14 protein-coding genes and 1 tRNA gene are annotated in these 14,895 nt (G+C 63.9%); 11 read left to right on the top strand and 4 right to left on the bottom strand.

Annotated features, from left to right (window positions below):
- Positions 1 to 121: 121 nt before the first annotated feature.
- The 3 genes from AC0L3A_RS28905 (at position 122) to AC0L3A_RS28895 (ending at position 3,286) form a co-directional block, all read left to right on the top strand.
- Complete coding sequence (locus tag AC0L3A_RS28905; RefSeq protein WP_246648925.1) at positions 122 to 1,090, top strand: AraC family transcriptional regulator; 969 nt, start codon at positions 122 to 124, stop codon at positions 1,088 to 1,090.
- Positions 1,091 to 1,222: 132 nt separating this feature from the next.
- On the top strand, positions 1,223 to 2,188 hold the full coding sequence (locus AC0L3A_RS28900) for an AraC family transcriptional regulator (protein ID WP_473255583.1): 966 nt from the start codon (positions 1,223 to 1,225) through the stop codon (positions 2,186 to 2,188).
- Between the two features lie 75 nt (positions 2,189 to 2,263).
- A complete protein-coding gene (locus tag AC0L3A_RS28895; protein ID WP_473255582.1) occupies positions 2,264 to 3,286 on the top strand; it encodes an LLM class flavin-dependent oxidoreductase in 1,023 nt (340 codons plus the stop codon).
- A gap of 30 nt (positions 3,287 to 3,316) precedes the next feature.
- Here AC0L3A_RS28895 and AC0L3A_RS28890 read toward each other — a convergent pair whose 3' ends face one another.
- Positions 3,317 to 3,475: a hypothetical protein gene (locus tag AC0L3A_RS28890; RefSeq protein ID WP_354126950.1), complete on the bottom strand. Its 159-nt coding sequence runs from the start codon at positions 3,473 to 3,475 to the stop codon at positions 3,317 to 3,319.
- 447 nt (positions 3,476 to 3,922) lie between these two features.
- Between AC0L3A_RS28890 and AC0L3A_RS28885 the strand changes: the two genes are divergently transcribed.
- Positions 3,923 to 6,217, top strand: coding sequence for an MHYT domain-containing protein (locus AC0L3A_RS28885; RefSeq protein WP_354126951.1), 2,295 nt, complete (start codon positions 3,923 to 3,925; stop codon positions 6,215 to 6,217).
- A 75-nt stretch (positions 6,218 to 6,292) separates the two neighbouring features.
- Here AC0L3A_RS28885 and AC0L3A_RS28880 read toward each other — a convergent pair whose 3' ends face one another.
- Complete coding sequence (locus AC0L3A_RS28880; protein ID WP_219682506.1) at positions 6,293 to 6,778, bottom strand: hypothetical protein; 486 nt, start codon at positions 6,776 to 6,778, stop codon at positions 6,293 to 6,295.
- A 237-nt stretch (positions 6,779 to 7,015) separates the two neighbouring features.
- Between AC0L3A_RS28880 and AC0L3A_RS28875 the strand changes: the two genes are divergently transcribed.
- On the top strand, positions 7,016 to 7,240 hold the full coding sequence (locus tag AC0L3A_RS28875; protein ID WP_245285951.1) for a hypothetical protein: 225 nt from the start codon (positions 7,016 to 7,018) through the stop codon (positions 7,238 to 7,240).
- 250 nt (positions 7,241 to 7,490) lie between these two features.
- Entirely contained in the window at positions 7,491 to 8,912 is a 1,422-nt protein-coding gene (locus tag AC0L3A_RS28870) for a DUF7986 domain-containing protein (protein WP_473255581.1), read from the top strand.
- A gap of 80 nt (positions 8,913 to 8,992) precedes the next feature.
- Here the strand turns inward: AC0L3A_RS28870 and AC0L3A_RS28865 are convergent.
- Together AC0L3A_RS28865 and AC0L3A_RS28860 are read right to left on the bottom strand one after the other, a co-directional pair.
- Positions 8,993 to 9,069, bottom strand: a tRNA-Arg gene (locus AC0L3A_RS28865).
- A gap of 163 nt (positions 9,070 to 9,232) precedes the next feature.
- A complete protein-coding gene (locus tag AC0L3A_RS28860; protein WP_219682512.1) occupies positions 9,233 to 10,732 on the bottom strand; it encodes an ATP-binding protein in 1,500 nt (499 codons plus the stop codon).
- A 384-nt stretch (positions 10,733 to 11,116) separates the two neighbouring features.
- Between AC0L3A_RS28860 and rpmH the strand changes: the two genes are divergently transcribed.
- From rpmH to AC0L3A_RS28835, 5 genes are all read left to right on the top strand, one after another.
- Positions 11,117 to 11,251, top strand: a complete 135-nt coding sequence (gene rpmH / locus AC0L3A_RS28855) for a 50S ribosomal protein L34 (RefSeq protein ID WP_008542748.1) — start codon at positions 11,117 to 11,119, stop codon at positions 11,249 to 11,251.
- A gap of 27 nt (positions 11,252 to 11,278) precedes the next feature.
- Entirely contained in the window at positions 11,279 to 11,722 is a 444-nt protein-coding gene (gene rnpA / locus AC0L3A_RS28850; RefSeq protein WP_473255580.1) for a ribonuclease P protein component, read from the top strand.
- 13 nt (positions 11,723 to 11,735) lie between these two features.
- Entirely contained in the window at positions 11,736 to 13,583 is a 1,848-nt protein-coding gene (gene yidC, locus AC0L3A_RS28845; protein WP_007597678.1) for a membrane protein insertase YidC, read from the top strand.
- 112 nt (positions 13,584 to 13,695) lie between these two features.
- Positions 13,696 to 14,349, top strand: a complete 654-nt coding sequence (gene yihA / locus AC0L3A_RS28840) for a ribosome biogenesis GTP-binding protein YihA/YsxC (protein WP_007597680.1) — start codon at positions 13,696 to 13,698, stop codon at positions 14,347 to 14,349.
- The gene (locus tag AC0L3A_RS28835; protein ID WP_007597682.1) at positions 14,349 to 14,720 is read left to right on the top strand and encodes a DUF423 domain-containing protein; all 372 of its coding nucleotides are present in this window, start codon (positions 14,349 to 14,351) and stop codon (positions 14,718 to 14,720) included. The genes yihA and AC0L3A_RS28835 overlap by 1 nt, the downstream gene beginning before the upstream one ends.
- Positions 14,721 to 14,895: the final 175 nt, after the last annotated feature.

Here is a 14,895-nt window from a genome sequence, read left to right as displayed (position 1 = left end):
AATGGCACCGGTACAATTGGACTCCAGCGCCAATCGTCGAGATTGAGGCGCTATCCTCCGGCGCCGGCCTTTCGGTTCGGCAATCTCCCGGTATGGTGTGCGATCGCAATTGAAGGGACCCATGATGGATCGTGCGGGCGCGCCGAACGTCTTCGTCAACCGTTACACGGGTCCGCCAAGCGGACGCGAATACGAACGGTGGCGCGAGGAAATGTACCGGTGCACGCTGCGGGTCGACGTCCAGCCCGGCGCCGGCGACAGCATCGATTGCAAAATGCAGATCAGCCTGTTGGGCGGCATCCTGTTGGGCACCACTGTCGGAACGTCGGCTGAATTCTCGCGCACCCCCGAAATTCTCAGGGATGGTTACGACGGCATGTGCCTCGTCATCGCCACATCCGGCCCCGTGCTCATATCGCACGAGCAGCATTCGATCGAACTGTCGGAATCGCAAATGTGTCTCGGCGACATGAGCGTGCTCTGCGGCACGCGCATGAGCAGCGATTGCGAGGTCAAGACCATACGCATCCCGCGGTCGCTGCTCCTGACGATCTGCCCCAGAGCCGAGGACCGGCTCGCGCTGGCTCTCGTCGACCAGGCTCCGATACGAGAAGCGATCGCACGCTACCATACGCTGGCCGCCAGCATTGGTCCGCACGCGGATGTGGTCGGGCAGCACCTGATGGCGCGGCACATGGTCGATCTGATCGGGCTGTTGCTGGGGACGGACGGCGATCGCACCGAACTGGCGAACAGCCGGGGACATGCCGCCGCACGGCTTGACCTCATGCGTGCCGACATCATCGCCAATCTGAGCACGGACAAGCTCACGATCTATTCGGTGGCACAGAAGGCGGGGCTCAGCCCGCGCCAGGCGCAACGGATGTTCGAACAGACCGGAACCACGTTCACCGAGTTCCTGCTCGAACAGCGCCTGCTGCTGGTGCGCAGGCTGTTGCTCGATCCACTCAACCGCTGGCGCAAGGTCAGCGATCTCGCCCACTCGTCCGGCTTCCCCGACGTGTCCTATTTCAACCGCATGTTTCGACGGCGTTTCGGCGTCACTCCGTCCGACCTGCGCGGCGCCTGAGGTGCGGGCGATACCGGCGCGGTGCGATTGGACTCCAGCGCCAATCGTGTAGAATGAGGCGCCAACCACGTCTCCCGGCCTTTCGCTCGGGGAATCTCCGGATATTGTGGGCAGCCGGAATCGACGGGAAGCATGATGCAAACAAGCGCGCCGAATTTTTTTGTCGACCGTTACACGGGTCCGCCCAGCGGGCGCGATTACGAGCGATGGCGCGAGGAAATGTATCGATGGACGTTCCGGATCGACGTCCAGCCCGGCGCCGGCGACAGCATCGACTGCAAATTGCAGGTCAGCCTGCTGGGCGACATCATGATGGCCGTCGCCAGCGGATCGTCTGTTGAATTCTCGCGCACGCGCGAAACCTTGAAGGACGGCTACGACGGGCTATGCCTGGTCATCGCCACGTCCGGACGCGTGCTTGTATCGCAGGAGAAGTGTTCGATCGAATTGTCGGAATCGCAAATGGGTCTGGGGGACATGGGCGTGCTCTGTGGCACGCGCATGAGCGACGATTGCGAGGCCAAGGCCATACGCATCCCGCGATCCCTGCTCCTGGCGATCTGCCCGAAGGCCGAGGATCGGCTGGGGACAGTTGTTGGCGATCAAGGTCCCATCAGTGAAGCAATCGTTCGCTACCACGCCCTAGCCGCCAGTGTTGGCCCGCATACGGACATGGTCAGTCGGCACCTGATGTCGCAGCACATGGTCGACCTGATTGCGTTGTTGCTGGGAACCGACGCCGATCGCGCCGAACTGGCGAACGGCCGAGGACATGCCGCCGCGCGGCTCGACCTCATGCGCGCCGACGTGATCGCCAATCTCGGCCGAGCTGACCTGACGATCTATTCGGTCGCACGGAAGGCCGGTCTCAGTCCGCGTCATGCCCAGCGGACGTTCGAACAGACCGGAACAACGTTCACCGAGTTTCTGCTTGAACAGCGCCTGCTGCTGGCACGCAGGCTGCTGCTCGACCCGCTCAACCGCTGGCGCAAGATCAGCGACCTCGCCCATTCGGCCGGATTCGCCGACGTCTCCTATTTCAACCGCGTGTTTCGACGGCGCTTCAGCGTCACACCGTCCGACATGCGCGGCGCGTGAGGCGAGGCGCGAGTCTTAGGCGATTGGGCCGACGATGGTCTCGCAAACCGTCCTGATCGTCATTAGATTGCGCCCATGAAAAAGATCGGATTCCTCTCCTTCGGGCACTGGACGCCCTCGCCGCAATCGCAGACCCGCTCGGCCGCGGACACGCTGCTGCAATCGATCGAGCTTGCGGTTGCGGCGGAAGAACTCGGCGCCGACGGCGCCTATTTCCGGGTGCATCATTTCGCGCGGCAGCTCGCCTCGCCCTTTCCGCTGCTCGCCGCGGTCGGCGCCAAGACCAGCAAGATCGAGATCGGCACGGCCGTGATCGACATGCGCTACGAGAATCCGCTCTACATGGCGGAGGACGCCGGCTCTGCCGATCTCATCGCCGGCGGGCGGCTGCAGCTCGGCATCAGCCGCGGCTCGCCCGAGCAGGTGATCGACGGCTGGCGCTATTTCGGCTACCAGCCGGCCGACGGCGAGAGCGACGCCGATATGGGCCGGCGTCATGCCGAAGTGTTTCTCGATATCTTGCGCGGCGAAGGTTTTGCAAAACCCAACCCGCAGCCGATGTTCCCAAATCCGCCGGGCCTGTTGCGGCTCGAGCCGCATGCGGAAGGCCTGCGCGAACGGATCTGGTGGGGGGCCGGCTCGAACGCCACGGCGGTCTGGGCCGCCAGGCGCGGCATGAATCTGCAGAGCTCGACGCTGAAGAACGACGAGACCGGCGAAGCCTTCCATGTGCAGCAGGCCGCTCAGATTCGTAACTATCGCGCTGCGTGGAAGGAAGCCGGCCACCCCCGCGAGCCCCGCGTCTCCGTCAGCCGCAGCATCTTCGCGCTGATCGACGATCGCGACCGCGCCTATTTCGGCGGCGAGCGCGGGAGCGAGGACCAGGTCGGCTTCATCGACCCGCGCACCCGCGCGATCTTCGGCCGCTCCTATGCGGCGGAGCCGGATGTGCTGATCGAGCAGCTCCGAGCGGACGAGGCGATCGCCGAGGCCGACACGTTGCTGCTGACCATCCCGAACCAGCTCGGCGTCGACTATTGCGCGCACGCCATCGAGGCGATCCTCACGCACGTGGCGCCGGCGCTCGGGTGGCGGTGAGGCGAATGGTCGATTTGGCGAAGCGCGCTCTCAAAACAAGGCGGCGCTGACAGCCTGTCCGTAGATCATTGCGGCCACGAGAGAGAGCAGCAAGCCCGCGCCCGAAAAGATCACGAGGACTTTCAGAGTTTCGACATCAACGTCGGTTCTCGTCGCGCGGGATATCGCCTTTGCCAGTGCAGCCATCATCGCCAGCTCCGAACAGGCCGCGCGGAGGCGCGCCTGGTTCCATCTAGCGTCATTGGGCGCGTTTGCGTGTGAAGCAGATTACAGGTGATCTCGCGTGCTGCACCTCACACCGCCGGCCGAGCCTGCCTGGATCTTACCATCGGTAGCGCACCACGCCCTTGCCGGCGTAGCAGCGCGTGACGCCGCCCTCGCGTATGACGAGCGGCTGCTCGTCATGCATCTTTTGCGGGAACCAGCCGACTTGCTGCCACCTTTGCGGTGCAGGCTCGTCGTCGGTACTATTCTCAACTGATTCTCGTCTGGCGAGGTACGGATGCCGCGGCCGGTCATCGGCGCCGTCCTGTCAGGCGGAAACGATCTTGGTGCCGAGGATGATTCGGCGTCGTCGGGGGAGGACAATTTGCGGGAACGCGAACGCGAACGTAAGTTCGGCTAGCGTCGGCCGAAATGCATCATCATGCGGCTTTTCACGATCCCGTTCTGGTCGCGTTATCGATTCTGATCGCGGCACTCGCCTCCTATACGGCGTTGGACCTGGCGACCCGAATGCGAGCTGCTTCGGGAAGGGCCCGCCGATCCTGGCTGGTAGCCGCCGCGATCGCCATGGGCGGCGGCATCTGGTCCATGCATTTCGTCGGTATGCTGGCCTTCAGCCTGCCTGGAATCGAGATCTCGTACGATCCATTCCTGACTCTCCTCTCGCTTGTCATTCCGATCGTCGTCGCCGCTGCGGCCTTTGCCGTCGTCGGACGACGGCCACGGGCGCTCCTCGCATCCGGCTTCGCGATGGGACTTGGTATCTCCGGCATGCACTATACCGGCATGGCCGCGATGCGCATGGCGGCGCTCATGGAGTACGATCCCCGATGGGTTGTGCTCTCGATCCTGATCGCGATCAGCGCCTCCGTCGTGGCGCTCTGGCTCGCCTTTCGCAACACCAACGCGGTCCAGCGGCTGTTCGCGGGACTGGTGATGGGCCTTGCGGTCTCCGGCATGCACTACGCCGCGATGGAAGGCGCCATGTTCCTGCCGACGAACACCATGGCCCGGCAGGCAGGACATCTCGGCGTCGGTCAGGCGCCGCTCGCGTTCCTGCTCGCCGGCATCACCATTGTGATCCTGAGCATCGGAATCGCGGCTGCCGTCTATGACAGGGCTTCCGCGGAGCGCGCTCAACGCGAGGCCGACGCACTGAGGCGCAGCGAAGAACGCTTTCGGCTCCTTGTCGAAGGTATCGTCGACCACGCGATCTTCATGCTCGATCCGGACGGGCGCGTGGGCAACTGGAATCTCGGCGCGCACCGGCTGATGGGCTATGGCGATGACATCGTAGGGACGAGCTACACGATCTTTCACACCGAGGAAGATTGCGCGGCCGGGGCCCCGGCGCGCGCCCTTGTTGAAGCCGAGCGCGAGGGGAAGTCGGCAATCGAAGGCTGGCGTATCCGCAAGGACGGCAGCCGCTTCTGGGCGGAAGCAACGATCGTTGCGGTACGGAACGAGAGCGGCGCAATCGCCGGCTTTGCGAAGATCGTGCGCGACGTCAGCGAAAGGCGACGGGCACAGGATGCGCTGGATCGGGCGCGCGAAGCACTGATGATGTCGCAGAAGATGGAAACCATCGGCCAGCTTACCGGCGGTGTGGCCCACGACTTCAACAACCTGCTCGCAGCCGTTCTCGGCAGCCTCGAACTTCTGAAGAGGCGCCTGCCGCCGGGCGATGCGAAGGTGCAGCGCCTGGTGGACAACGCGACGCTAGGCGCGCAGCGGGGCGCGTCCCTGACCCAGCGTATGCTCGCTTTTGCGCGTAAACAGGATCTCAGGCCGGCGGTCGTCGATATCCACGAATTGGTGCACGGCATGGCCTCATTGCTGAAATTCGAGGCCGGAATTCGTGTCGAGACGCTGTTTCCGATGGACCTGCCGAAGGTGAGGGTCGACGCGAACCAGCTCGAACTGGCTGTCCTCAACCTGGCGGTCAACGCACGTGATGCGATGCCGGGCGGTGGCCTGATTACCATTGCCGCTCGCGAAGAGCGGGGCGATGGCGGCCTTCGGACGAGCGACTATGTTGCGCTCTCGGTGAGCGACACCGGCTGCGGCATGGATGACGAGACCCTCAGGCACGCCCAGGAGCCGTTCTTTACGACCAAAGGCGTCGGCAAAGGCACCGGGCTCGGCCTGTCAATGGTCCACGGACTTGCCGAGCAGTCCGGCGGCAAGCTCGCTTTGAGGAGCCTTCCCGGGGAGGGCACGACAGCCGAAATTTGGCTGCCGATGGCCGGGGAGACCGCGGTGCCTGACCCGCGCGCGGAAGCTCCGGCGCCCGTACCGCGGGCCAGCCGACAGCTTTCCGTACTTGTCGTCGACGACGATCTCCTGGTGCTCGAGAACACGGCAGCGATGTTGGACGATCTTGGGCACATCGTGGTCGAGGCGCGCTCGGGCGACGAGGCACTGGCTTTGCTCCGCCGCACCCGTACCGTCGACCTGGTCGTGACCGACTATGCCATGCCTGGGATGACTGGACTGCAGCTGGCCAGCGCTGTCGCCGCGGAGCGCCCCGGGACGGTCATCCTCCTGAGCACGGGATACGCAGAGATTCCCAGCGACGAACGATCCAGCCTGCCGCGATTGTCAAAACCATTCGACCAGGCTGCGTTGGCGAAGGCCATCGAGGCGGCAATGCGCGAAGACGAGCCAACCGGATCCATCGTCGCCTTTCGGCCGAAGAGCGCGTGAAAGCCGGATGATGAATGGCGCACGCCGCCTGCGCGCGGTGCGGTCCCGGTTCGGAGACTCCAAGGCAATGGTCCGTCAAATCCCGCCGGGAAGCTCGACGCCCGCTTCCGTCAGGTCACGGAGGAATTTCCGCACCAGGAGCATGTTGGTTCTCTGCAGCTCGTGATTATTGCCGAACTTGAACTGATTGGCTTCGGTCACGATCAGTCCATGGTCGGTCTCGCGGAAAATGCCTTGCTTCTTCAAGCGATCGGCGCGCCGCCGGACGGTTTCGATCGGCAGACCGAAAAAGCGGGACAGGGCGGCACGGGAAACGCCCTGCTTGATCTTGTCCGGCTCAACCGCCTGGATGCTGCCAAATTGCCGGTCCAGTTCGGGGTTCTTCATGATCTTGAGAACGTTCGCGTTCAAGACCGCATGAATGATCATCAAGTCCAGCGGATCGAAATCGTAGTGGCGGAACATTTCGCTGGCTGCCCACAGCATGTAGGCCAACGAGTGGCGGGAGACGGTTCGGATCAAATCCGCCGCGATGTCCTCGTCTTTCGCCGTACCAACCATGGCCAGTGCCCGCTTCTACGGATGTCCGGTCCGACGCCCACAAGTCGGTTGCAAGCCAGTTATATGTCTCCCTGGCGCACCGCGTGAGCCAGGACCGGTCTGCTGTTTCCCCCAATATGGGTATGGTCGCGGTTCCATCGGGTCAATAGCTGGCTTGTCGGCAACATCATTTTCACCGATACGAGGTTGAGTTGCCGGGCGCGCAATTGGCGCGTGCCAATTGTGGTCGTGGGCCAAATGACATTTATCATCGAAGCTATTAAAGACGACTGCCGCACCGTGGATTTCCGTGACAGCGCGATCGTTGCGGTGATCCTGGCCCGCAAGCACGCTGTGAATGGTTTTGTGGTTTCGATCACGGCTCCGAACGGGCAGCTTTTTTTCGCCGATCAGTTCAACCTTTTGCTGACGAGCAAGGGGCTCGGTTCGGATCCGACGGCGCAGGAAGTTGGGCGGCGCTAAAGCGGGCTTTGTTACGCGTAGGCTTGGAACCGGTGCAATCAATTGCAGCGGCTTCGGTGAGCGGTGCGAGCAGGCATCGTCGGCGCGCACGCGGCCCTTGCGTCGCCGGGCCAGTTCGGGTGCCAAAGAAATTCGTTGATCGTCGTTTCGAAAAATCCAGTTCCGGATCGAACAGGTCGCGCGGGCCTGCTAAACTCCGGCATGGCCGCGCTTACGCGGCGACCGGGAATTCCGGGATGCGAGCAGGGATATGGCCAGCAAGCACGTGCTCGAAGGGTTGATAAGGTGGTCTACGCGCGATCGATGGGCCGATCGGTTCGACTGGGTCCTTGAAGGTCACCTTGTCCCCACCTGCGAGGAAACCGGCATCGAGATCGAGCAGATCGCTTCGACCATCGGCGAAGACCTGTTCATGAGCACCGTGTGGGCCTGCGCTTTCGAGGACTTCCTGACCCGTGAATTCGACGGCGAGAACGCGACGGATGACTATCTCAAGCGCCGCGGCTGGAAAGAATCCGCATCGATTCGCAATTACATGGCCGCGCTGCGGAAATCGACGATGAGCCTCTATGAGGTCAGCGACATCGTCCCCGACACTTCGTTCCTGGCGCGCGACCTGCTTCGCGACACCGAACCGGTCCTGGTCAGCGAGCGGAGCGCGACCCGAAGCCTCAAGCCATGGGACCGCATTGCCGCGCGCGTGGTTGATGTCGGTTCGCGGTCGCAGATCGGTGGCGGCTTGCTGGTATTCGACCACGAGACATCGGAACTCTTGGTTGCGGCCGTTCGGAAGCTGGAGTCGCTGAGCAGCGAGGAAGAGCGAGAATTGGCGGAAGCGAACGGATACGAGTTCGACGAGGACCGATTCTCGGATCTTTCTCCCACCGACAGGCTCCGCGCAATCACGCCCATGTTCACCACGTTCTGGCTTGTCGACGCGATCGACCGAATTCAGTCACCGAGAATTCCCGATTTGCGGAACGCGGAAGGGGACGAGGTGATGCTGTGCGAGGCGCGCTTCCCGCTCGCCGCCCGCACCACGGGGCGTGACATCCGAGCGGCGTTGGAAGCACGTCCGGAGTTTCGCGCCACGAGCTCGAAGTCATGGAGCTGGGTTGGCGAAAACAGAAGCGCAGCCAAGCCCGCCGCCGCACCAGGGCACGACGGATCATCGCGGAAACAGCTGACCTTCGAAACATGGTCCGACGAGGACAGGCTCGTGCTGGGCGATATACGGCTGGAGAGCAAGACGTTGGTGCTCAATACCAACTCCGAACAGCGCTGCAGCCGCGGATGCGCACTGCTGTCCGACGCGCTCGGCGGACGCCTGCGCCACCCCTCGGTCAAGACGGAATCGATCGAGCAGGTCATGGTGTCGCGAGAGTCTGCCATGCCAAATCAGCTCGATATCCCTGAGGACGAGCAGCGTGCCATCGTCCATGACTACATGGACCGGCATTACCGTGACGTGCTCGATCAACCGGTTCCCGCGCTCGACGGGCAAACGCCGCGGACCGCGGTGAAGACGGAGGGCGGACGGATGAAGGTCGTCGAGTGGCTCAAGCTCATGGAGAACCGGACGGCGAAGCACGCCGATCCAGATAATCCGATGGCCAGCTACAATTTCGCGTGGCTATGGACAGAGTTGGGTCTCAGTGAGCGGAGGGAGTGAACGAACCGGGCAATGACCGCTGCGCTGGGCCGCTGAAGGGGGCTTCGATCCGCGTGACCAGGCGACAGTCGGTACCGAAATGGCGCGCCCGGAACGATTCGAACGTCCGACCCTCAGATTCGTAGTCTGATGCTCTATCCAGCTGAGCTACGGGCGCGTTTTTCGCTGACAGTGCGGGCGTGGCCCGCAGGCAGCCCCCGGCGACGCCGGAGGGGTGCGAAAGAGCGCTCTGACTAACCGCTCTTGCCCCAATTGGCAAGGTCCGGATTGGGGAGATTTTGCAGGGACATGACGGTTTCCGCACTCGGCCGCCGGCCGACCTACGCCCGCGCCCGCTCGTTGCGGACGGAGAGCAGTTCCACGGGGCGGTCGGGGATGACGATCCGGAAGGTGGCGCCGATGGTGCCTTCGACCAGATGGATGTCGCCGCCATGGGCGCGGACCAGCTCGGCGGCGATGGCAAGGCCGAGGCCGCTGCCGCCGGGGCGGCCGGAGGTCTGGAACGCCTCGAACAGGTGATCGCGGGTCTTCTGCGGCACGCCAGGGCCGGTGTCGGAGACCTCGATGATGGCGACCGCGCCCTCGCGTTTTCCCGTGATCCGGATCTGCTGCGCGCCGCCCTCGGCGGACGCATGGCTTTCCAGCGCCTGGGCGGCGTTGCGGACGAGGTTGAGCAGCACGCGAAACAGCTGGTCGGGATCGGCGTCGACCGCGAGCCCGCGCTCAATCGCGGCGACCCAGGCGATCGAGGCGTCGGAGGCAAGGCCGGCGGTCTCGCGCACCTCCAGCACCACAGGCTCGATCATGATCATGCGCCGGTCGGGCGCTGCTTCCTGAGCGCGGCCGTAAGACAAGGTCGACTGGCAGAAGGCGATGGCGCGCTCGAGCGAGCGCACGAGTTTTGGCGCAAAGCGCTGCACCCGCGGATCCGGCACGCTGGCGAGCTGGTCCGACAGGAGCTGCGCCGAGGCCAGCAGATTGCGCAAATCGTGATTGATCTTGGAGACGGCGAGGCCGAGGGCGGCGAGCCGGCTCTTCTGGTGCAGCATCGACATCAGGTCGCGCTGCATGTCCGACAATTCGCGCTCGGCAACGCCGATCTCGTCGCTGCGCTGGCTCGGCACGATGATCCCCGCCGAACTCTCGGGATTTTCGTGGAAGCCGACCAGGCTCGCAGTCAGCCGCCGCATCGGGCGCACGAAGAGATAATGCATGGCGAGATAGACGAGGCCGGCGGTCAGCACCGCGATGATCAGCGCGACCACCACGACGTTGCGGGAGAAGCGGTACATCGACTGCCGCAGCGGCAGCTCGTCGGTGACGATCTCCATGAACTGGGCGTTGCCGACGCCCGGGCCGACGATCCGGATGGCCTGGTTGCCGGTCTCCAGCATCATCCGGAACGAGCCGGTGATCGCCTCCCACGCCGTCATGTCGCGCAGGTCAATGTCGTGCTCGATCGCCGCGGGCAGATTGTCGCTGGCGAGCAGACGGCGCTGCTGGCCCATCTTGATGGCAACGGCACGCGCATTGATGCTCTTCAGGATCTCGCGCGAGAGCGAGTCGGGGACCATGCCGAGCGGCGCCGCATCGAGCACCAGCGCCGCCGTGTTAGCCGCGGCGACGCGGTCGTTGAGCCGGTTGACCCAGAAGTTGGCGATGGCCGGCACGTAGAGCAGGATGGCCGCGATCATCACAAGGGGAACGGTGAGCAGCAGCAGCTTGCCGGACAGCCCAAGCCCGCGCGTCCCGCGCGGCAGCGCCGCCGGCGGGTCCCGCTGATCCCCATCCTGGATCGGCTGGAGGTCTGTCGCTGCCACGAAATTCGCCCTCGCTGCCTTTACCGGATGAAAGATATCGCCGGGTGAAGGGTTTTGGCGCGTATCAAGATGCGGCCCGCCCCCAGCGCGGTCAAATTACAGATCGTCAATCTGCCAAGGTCGGATGTAAGCGCAGATCTGGCGAGTCGCTACCTCAAGGGTTAAAAACCCCGCACGGACAGCGATATTCGCCCGAATTGAGCTCTTGTGCGGCGTTGACGAAAAGAAGGCGCTCGCATATAAGCCGGCCAATTGTCCGCGATGACCCGGTGTGACCGCCGGGAGCGGCTCTCTTGGGGCCGAAAAAGGCCCGTTTTGGGCAGCATCTTCCGGACTTTATCATCAATTCTACAGGCAAATTGCCCGGTCAGCGGAGAAAAACCCGTGAAGCGGACTTATCAACCCAGCAAACTGGTGCGCAAGCGCCGTCACGGCTTCCGTGCCCGTCTCGCCACGGCCGGCGGCCGAAAGGTGCTCGCCGCCCGCCGCGCCCGCGGCCGCAAGCGTCTGAGCGCCTGAGCCGGACCCCCTTTTTGGGATTTCATCATGGATCGGCTGAGGCAGCGAGCGGATTTCCTCGCCGTTGCCAATGGCGCGCGGGTGAGTAGTCCCGCGTTCGTCCTGCAAAGCCTTGACCGCCGAAGCCTTGACCGCCAAAACCATGGCCGAGACGACAGCGGCCCGGTCCGGATCGGCTTCACCGTCACCAAAAAGAACGGCAACGCTCCCGAGCGCAATCGCATCCGGCGCCGGCTTCGCGAACTGGTGAATCGGCTCGATCCGGTGTCGATGCAGCCCCATCATGATTATGTGCTGGTCGGCCGAAGGGACGCGCTCTCGCGCGACTTCGCCACCATGCTCGACGATCTGCGCATAGCGTTCGCGAAGCCCGCACGGCATACGCGCAAGGGACGCGGCTCAAAAAGCAGCCCAACAACCGACGGCTCAAAGCCCGGCCCCGCTCCTGCGACCAGCCGCAAACCGGATTGATGACGAGAGAATGATGACCGACAACCGCAATACCATCCTCGCCGTCATTCTGTCGGGCTTCGTGCTGATCGCCTGGCAGTATTTCTACAACATGCCGGCGATGGAGAAGCAGCGCGCCCAGCAACAGGCGCAGGCCGAACTGCAGAAGGGCACGCCGCAGCCGACGGCTTCCGCGACGCCGGGCGCCGCGCCGCAGGCCGGCAGCACGGCCCAGCCGGCGACGCCGAGCGCGAACCAGCAAGCCCAGCCGGTCGTTGCCCGCGACGTTGCGATTGCTGCCAGCCCGCGCGTGAAGATCGAGACGCCGCGAATCGCCGGCAGCATCTCGTTGAAGGGCGGCCGCATCGACGATGTCGCGCTGGTGCAATTCCGCGAAACGGTCGACCCGAAGTCACCGCCGATCATTCTGTATTCGCCCTCGGGTACCGCGGAGCCCTATTACGCCGAGTTCGGCTGGGTGCCGGCGACGGGCGTGACGGCGAAACTGCCGGACGCGCAGACCGTCTGGAAGCAGGACGGCAGCGGCAGCCTGACGCCGACCACGCCGGTGGTGCTGAAATGGGACAATGGCGAAGGCCTCAGCTTCCGCCGCACCATCGCGGTCGACGACCACTACCTCTTCACCGTCAAGGACGAGGTGAGCAATGTCGGCAACGCGCCGGTCACGCTCTATCCGTTCGCGCTGATCTCGCGCCACGGCACGCCGCAGGTCTCCGGCTACTACATCCTGCATGAAGGCCTGATCGGCTATCTCGATGGCTTGCAGGAATACGCCTACAAGAAAATCGACGAAGCCCGGACGGTGAACTTCAAGGCCACCAATGGCTGGCTCGGCATGACCGACAAGTACTGGGCCTCGGCGCTGCTGCCGGACACCAGTGCGCAAATTCAGGCGCGCTTCTCGTCGAACCCGAGCGGCAACGTCCACACCTACCAGACCGATTATTTGCTCGATCCCGTCACTGTCGCGATCGGCGGCTCCGCGACCGCGAACGCGCGGCTGTTCGCCGGCGCCAAGGAAGCCAGCGTCGTCGGCATCAACTTCCCGCTCGCCGGCCATGGCGGCTACAACAAGGAACTCGGCCTCAACCATTTTGATCTGTTGATCGACTGGGGCTGGTTCTACTTCATCACCAAGCCGATGTTCCTCGGCCTCGACTTCTTCTACCGCTTCTTCGGCAATTTCGGCATCTCGATCCTGCTCGTGACCGTGATCGTGAAGCTCCTGTTCTTCCCGCTGGCGAACAAGTCCTACGCCTCGATGGCGAAGATGAAGTCGGTCCAACCGCAGCTTCAGGCGCTGAAGGAGCGCTACCCTGACGACAAGGTGAAGCAGCAGCAGGAGATGATGGAGATCTACCGCAAGGAGAAGATCAATCCGGTCGCCGGCTGTCTTCCCGTGGTGATCCAGATCCCGGTGTTCTTCTCGCTGTACAAGGTGCTGTTCGTCACCATCGAGATGCGGCACGCGCCGTTCTTCGGCTGGATCAAGGATCTTTCCGCGCCGGACCCGACCAACCTGTTCACTCTGTTCGGGTTGATCCCGTTCGATCCGACCACTATCCCGGTGTTCGGCCACTACCTGGCGCTCGGCATCTGGCCGATCATCATGGGCATCACGATGTGGTTCCAGATGAAGTTGAATCCGACGCCGCCGGATCCGACGCAGCAGATGATCTTCAACTGGATGCCGCTGATCTTCACCTTCATGCTGGCGGGCTTCCCGGCAGGCCTCGTGATCTACTGGGCCTGGAACAACACGCTCTCGGTGCTGCAGCAGAGCTTCATCATGCGCCGCAACGGCGTGAAGGTGGAGCTGTTCGACAATCTCAAGGCAACGTTCGCGAAGAAGGCGACGTAGCGGTCGTCATTGCGAGGAGCGAGCGACGAAGCAATCCAGAGTCCCTCCGCGGACGCATTTCTGGATTGCTTCGCTTCGCTCGCAATGACGCGGACAAACAGAAAGCCTTCGCATGAATGACGACAAGGATGCGAAGCTGATCGAGGTCGGGCGGAAGCTGTTCACGCGCGACTGGCAGTTCATCTGGGCCTCGCCCTCGACTGAAACGCTGCCGCCGATGGCGGGGCTGGAGATCGCCTTTGCCGGCCGCTCCAATGTCGGCAAGTCCAGCCTGATCAACGCGCTGACCGGGCGCAACGCGCTCGCGCGCACCTCGCATACCCCGGGCCGCACCCAGGAGCTGATCTTCTTCGAGGTCCCCGGGAAAAGTGAACTGCGCCTCGTCGACATGCCCGGCTATGGCTACGCCAAAGCGCCGAAGAGCCAGGTCGCGTCCTGGACCGAGCTGATCCACAAATTCCTGCTCGGACGCGCCAGCCTCGCGCGTGTCTACGTGCTGGTGGACGCGCGGCACGGCCTCAAGGACGTCGATCTCGAAGTCCTGAAGACACTCGATCGCTCCGCGGTCAGCTACCAGATCGTGCTGACCAAGGCCGACCAGATCAAGGCCACCGAGCTCCAATCGCGCATCATCGAGACCGAGGCCGCGCTCGCCAAGCGTCCGGCGGCGTTCCCCAACGTGCTCGCGACCTCGTCGCGGAGCGCGACCGGCATGGCCGAGCTGCGCGCAGCGATCGCAAAGTTGCTGGAAGAGCGAACCTCGTAATGACGGCATTCCGCCTGCTGATCGGGCTTGCCGGCGTGATGGGCGCCGCCGGCGTCGCGCTGGCCGCGGCTTCCGCGCATGGCGGCGATGCGAGCCGGCTCGCCGCCGCAAGTGCCATGCTGCTGTTTCATGCAACCGCCATACTCGCGGCCGTCGCCCTGCTCGGGCGCGGCCTTCTGCACGACGGAATTGGCATCATCGCCGCGTCCGGCTTCGCAGCCGGCGCCGCGCTGTTCGCGGGCGACCTCACGTTGCGGCAATATGCCGGCCATTCGCTGTTTCCCTATGCAGCGCCGACCGGTGGATCGGTGATGATCTTGAGCTGGCTGGCGGTGACGCTCGCCGCGGTGGTGGTGAAGCGCAGTCCGTAGCCCGGATGGAGCGCAGCGTAATCCGGGAATCTACCCGCGCAAGCTCTCCCGGATTGCGCGGAGCCTGTCATCGGGCGGCGCTTCGCGCCGACCCGTTGGCTCCATCCGGGCTACGGACTGCGCTTCACCACCACCGCGGCGAGCGTCACCGCCAGCCAGCTCAAGATCATCACCG

The organism is Bradyrhizobium sp. MI1.3, from assembly GCF_055811695.1.
Note: the sequence above shows the minus strand (reverse complement) of the source record. Positions and strands in the feature narration are given on the sequence as shown.

Excerpts from the sequence above, each read along its gene's own strand:
- yihA (WP_007597680.1), top strand. The coding sequence starts at position 13,696 with ATGAATGACGACAAGGATGCGAAGCTGATCGAGGTCGGGCGGAAGCTG.
- AC0L3A_RS28885 (WP_354126951.1), top strand. The coding sequence starts at position 3,923 with ATGCATCATCATGCGGCTTTTCACGATCCCGTTCTGGTCGCGTTATCG.
- AC0L3A_RS28900 (WP_473255583.1), top strand. The coding sequence starts at position 1,223 with ATGATGCAAACAAGCGCGCCGAATTTTTTTGTCGACCGTTACACGGGT.
- AC0L3A_RS28905 (WP_246648925.1), top strand. The coding sequence starts at position 122 with ATGATGGATCGTGCGGGCGCGCCGAACGTCTTCGTCAACCGTTACACG.
- yidC (WP_007597678.1), top strand. The coding sequence starts at position 11,736 with ATGACCGACAACCGCAATACCATCCTCGCCGTCATTCTGTCGGGCTTC.
- AC0L3A_RS28870 (WP_473255581.1), top strand. The coding sequence starts at position 7,491 with ATGGCCAGCAAGCACGTGCTCGAAGGGTTGATAAGGTGGTCTACGCGC.
- AC0L3A_RS28890 (WP_354126950.1), bottom strand. The coding sequence starts at position 3,475 with ATGATGGCTGCACTGGCAAAGGCGATATCCCGCGCGACGAGAACCGAC.
- AC0L3A_RS28835 (WP_007597682.1), top strand. The coding sequence starts at position 14,349 with ATGACGGCATTCCGCCTGCTGATCGGGCTTGCCGGCGTGATGGGCGCC.
- rnpA (WP_473255580.1), top strand. The coding sequence starts at position 11,279 with ATGGATCGGCTGAGGCAGCGAGCGGATTTCCTCGCCGTTGCCAATGGC.
- AC0L3A_RS28895 (WP_473255582.1), top strand. The coding sequence starts at position 2,264 with ATGAAAAAGATCGGATTCCTCTCCTTCGGGCACTGGACGCCCTCGCCG.
- AC0L3A_RS28875 (WP_245285951.1), top strand. The coding sequence starts at position 7,016 with ATGACATTTATCATCGAAGCTATTAAAGACGACTGCCGCACCGTGGAT.
- AC0L3A_RS28880 (WP_219682506.1), bottom strand. The coding sequence starts at position 6,778 with ATGGTTGGTACGGCGAAAGACGAGGACATCGCGGCGGATTTGATCCGA.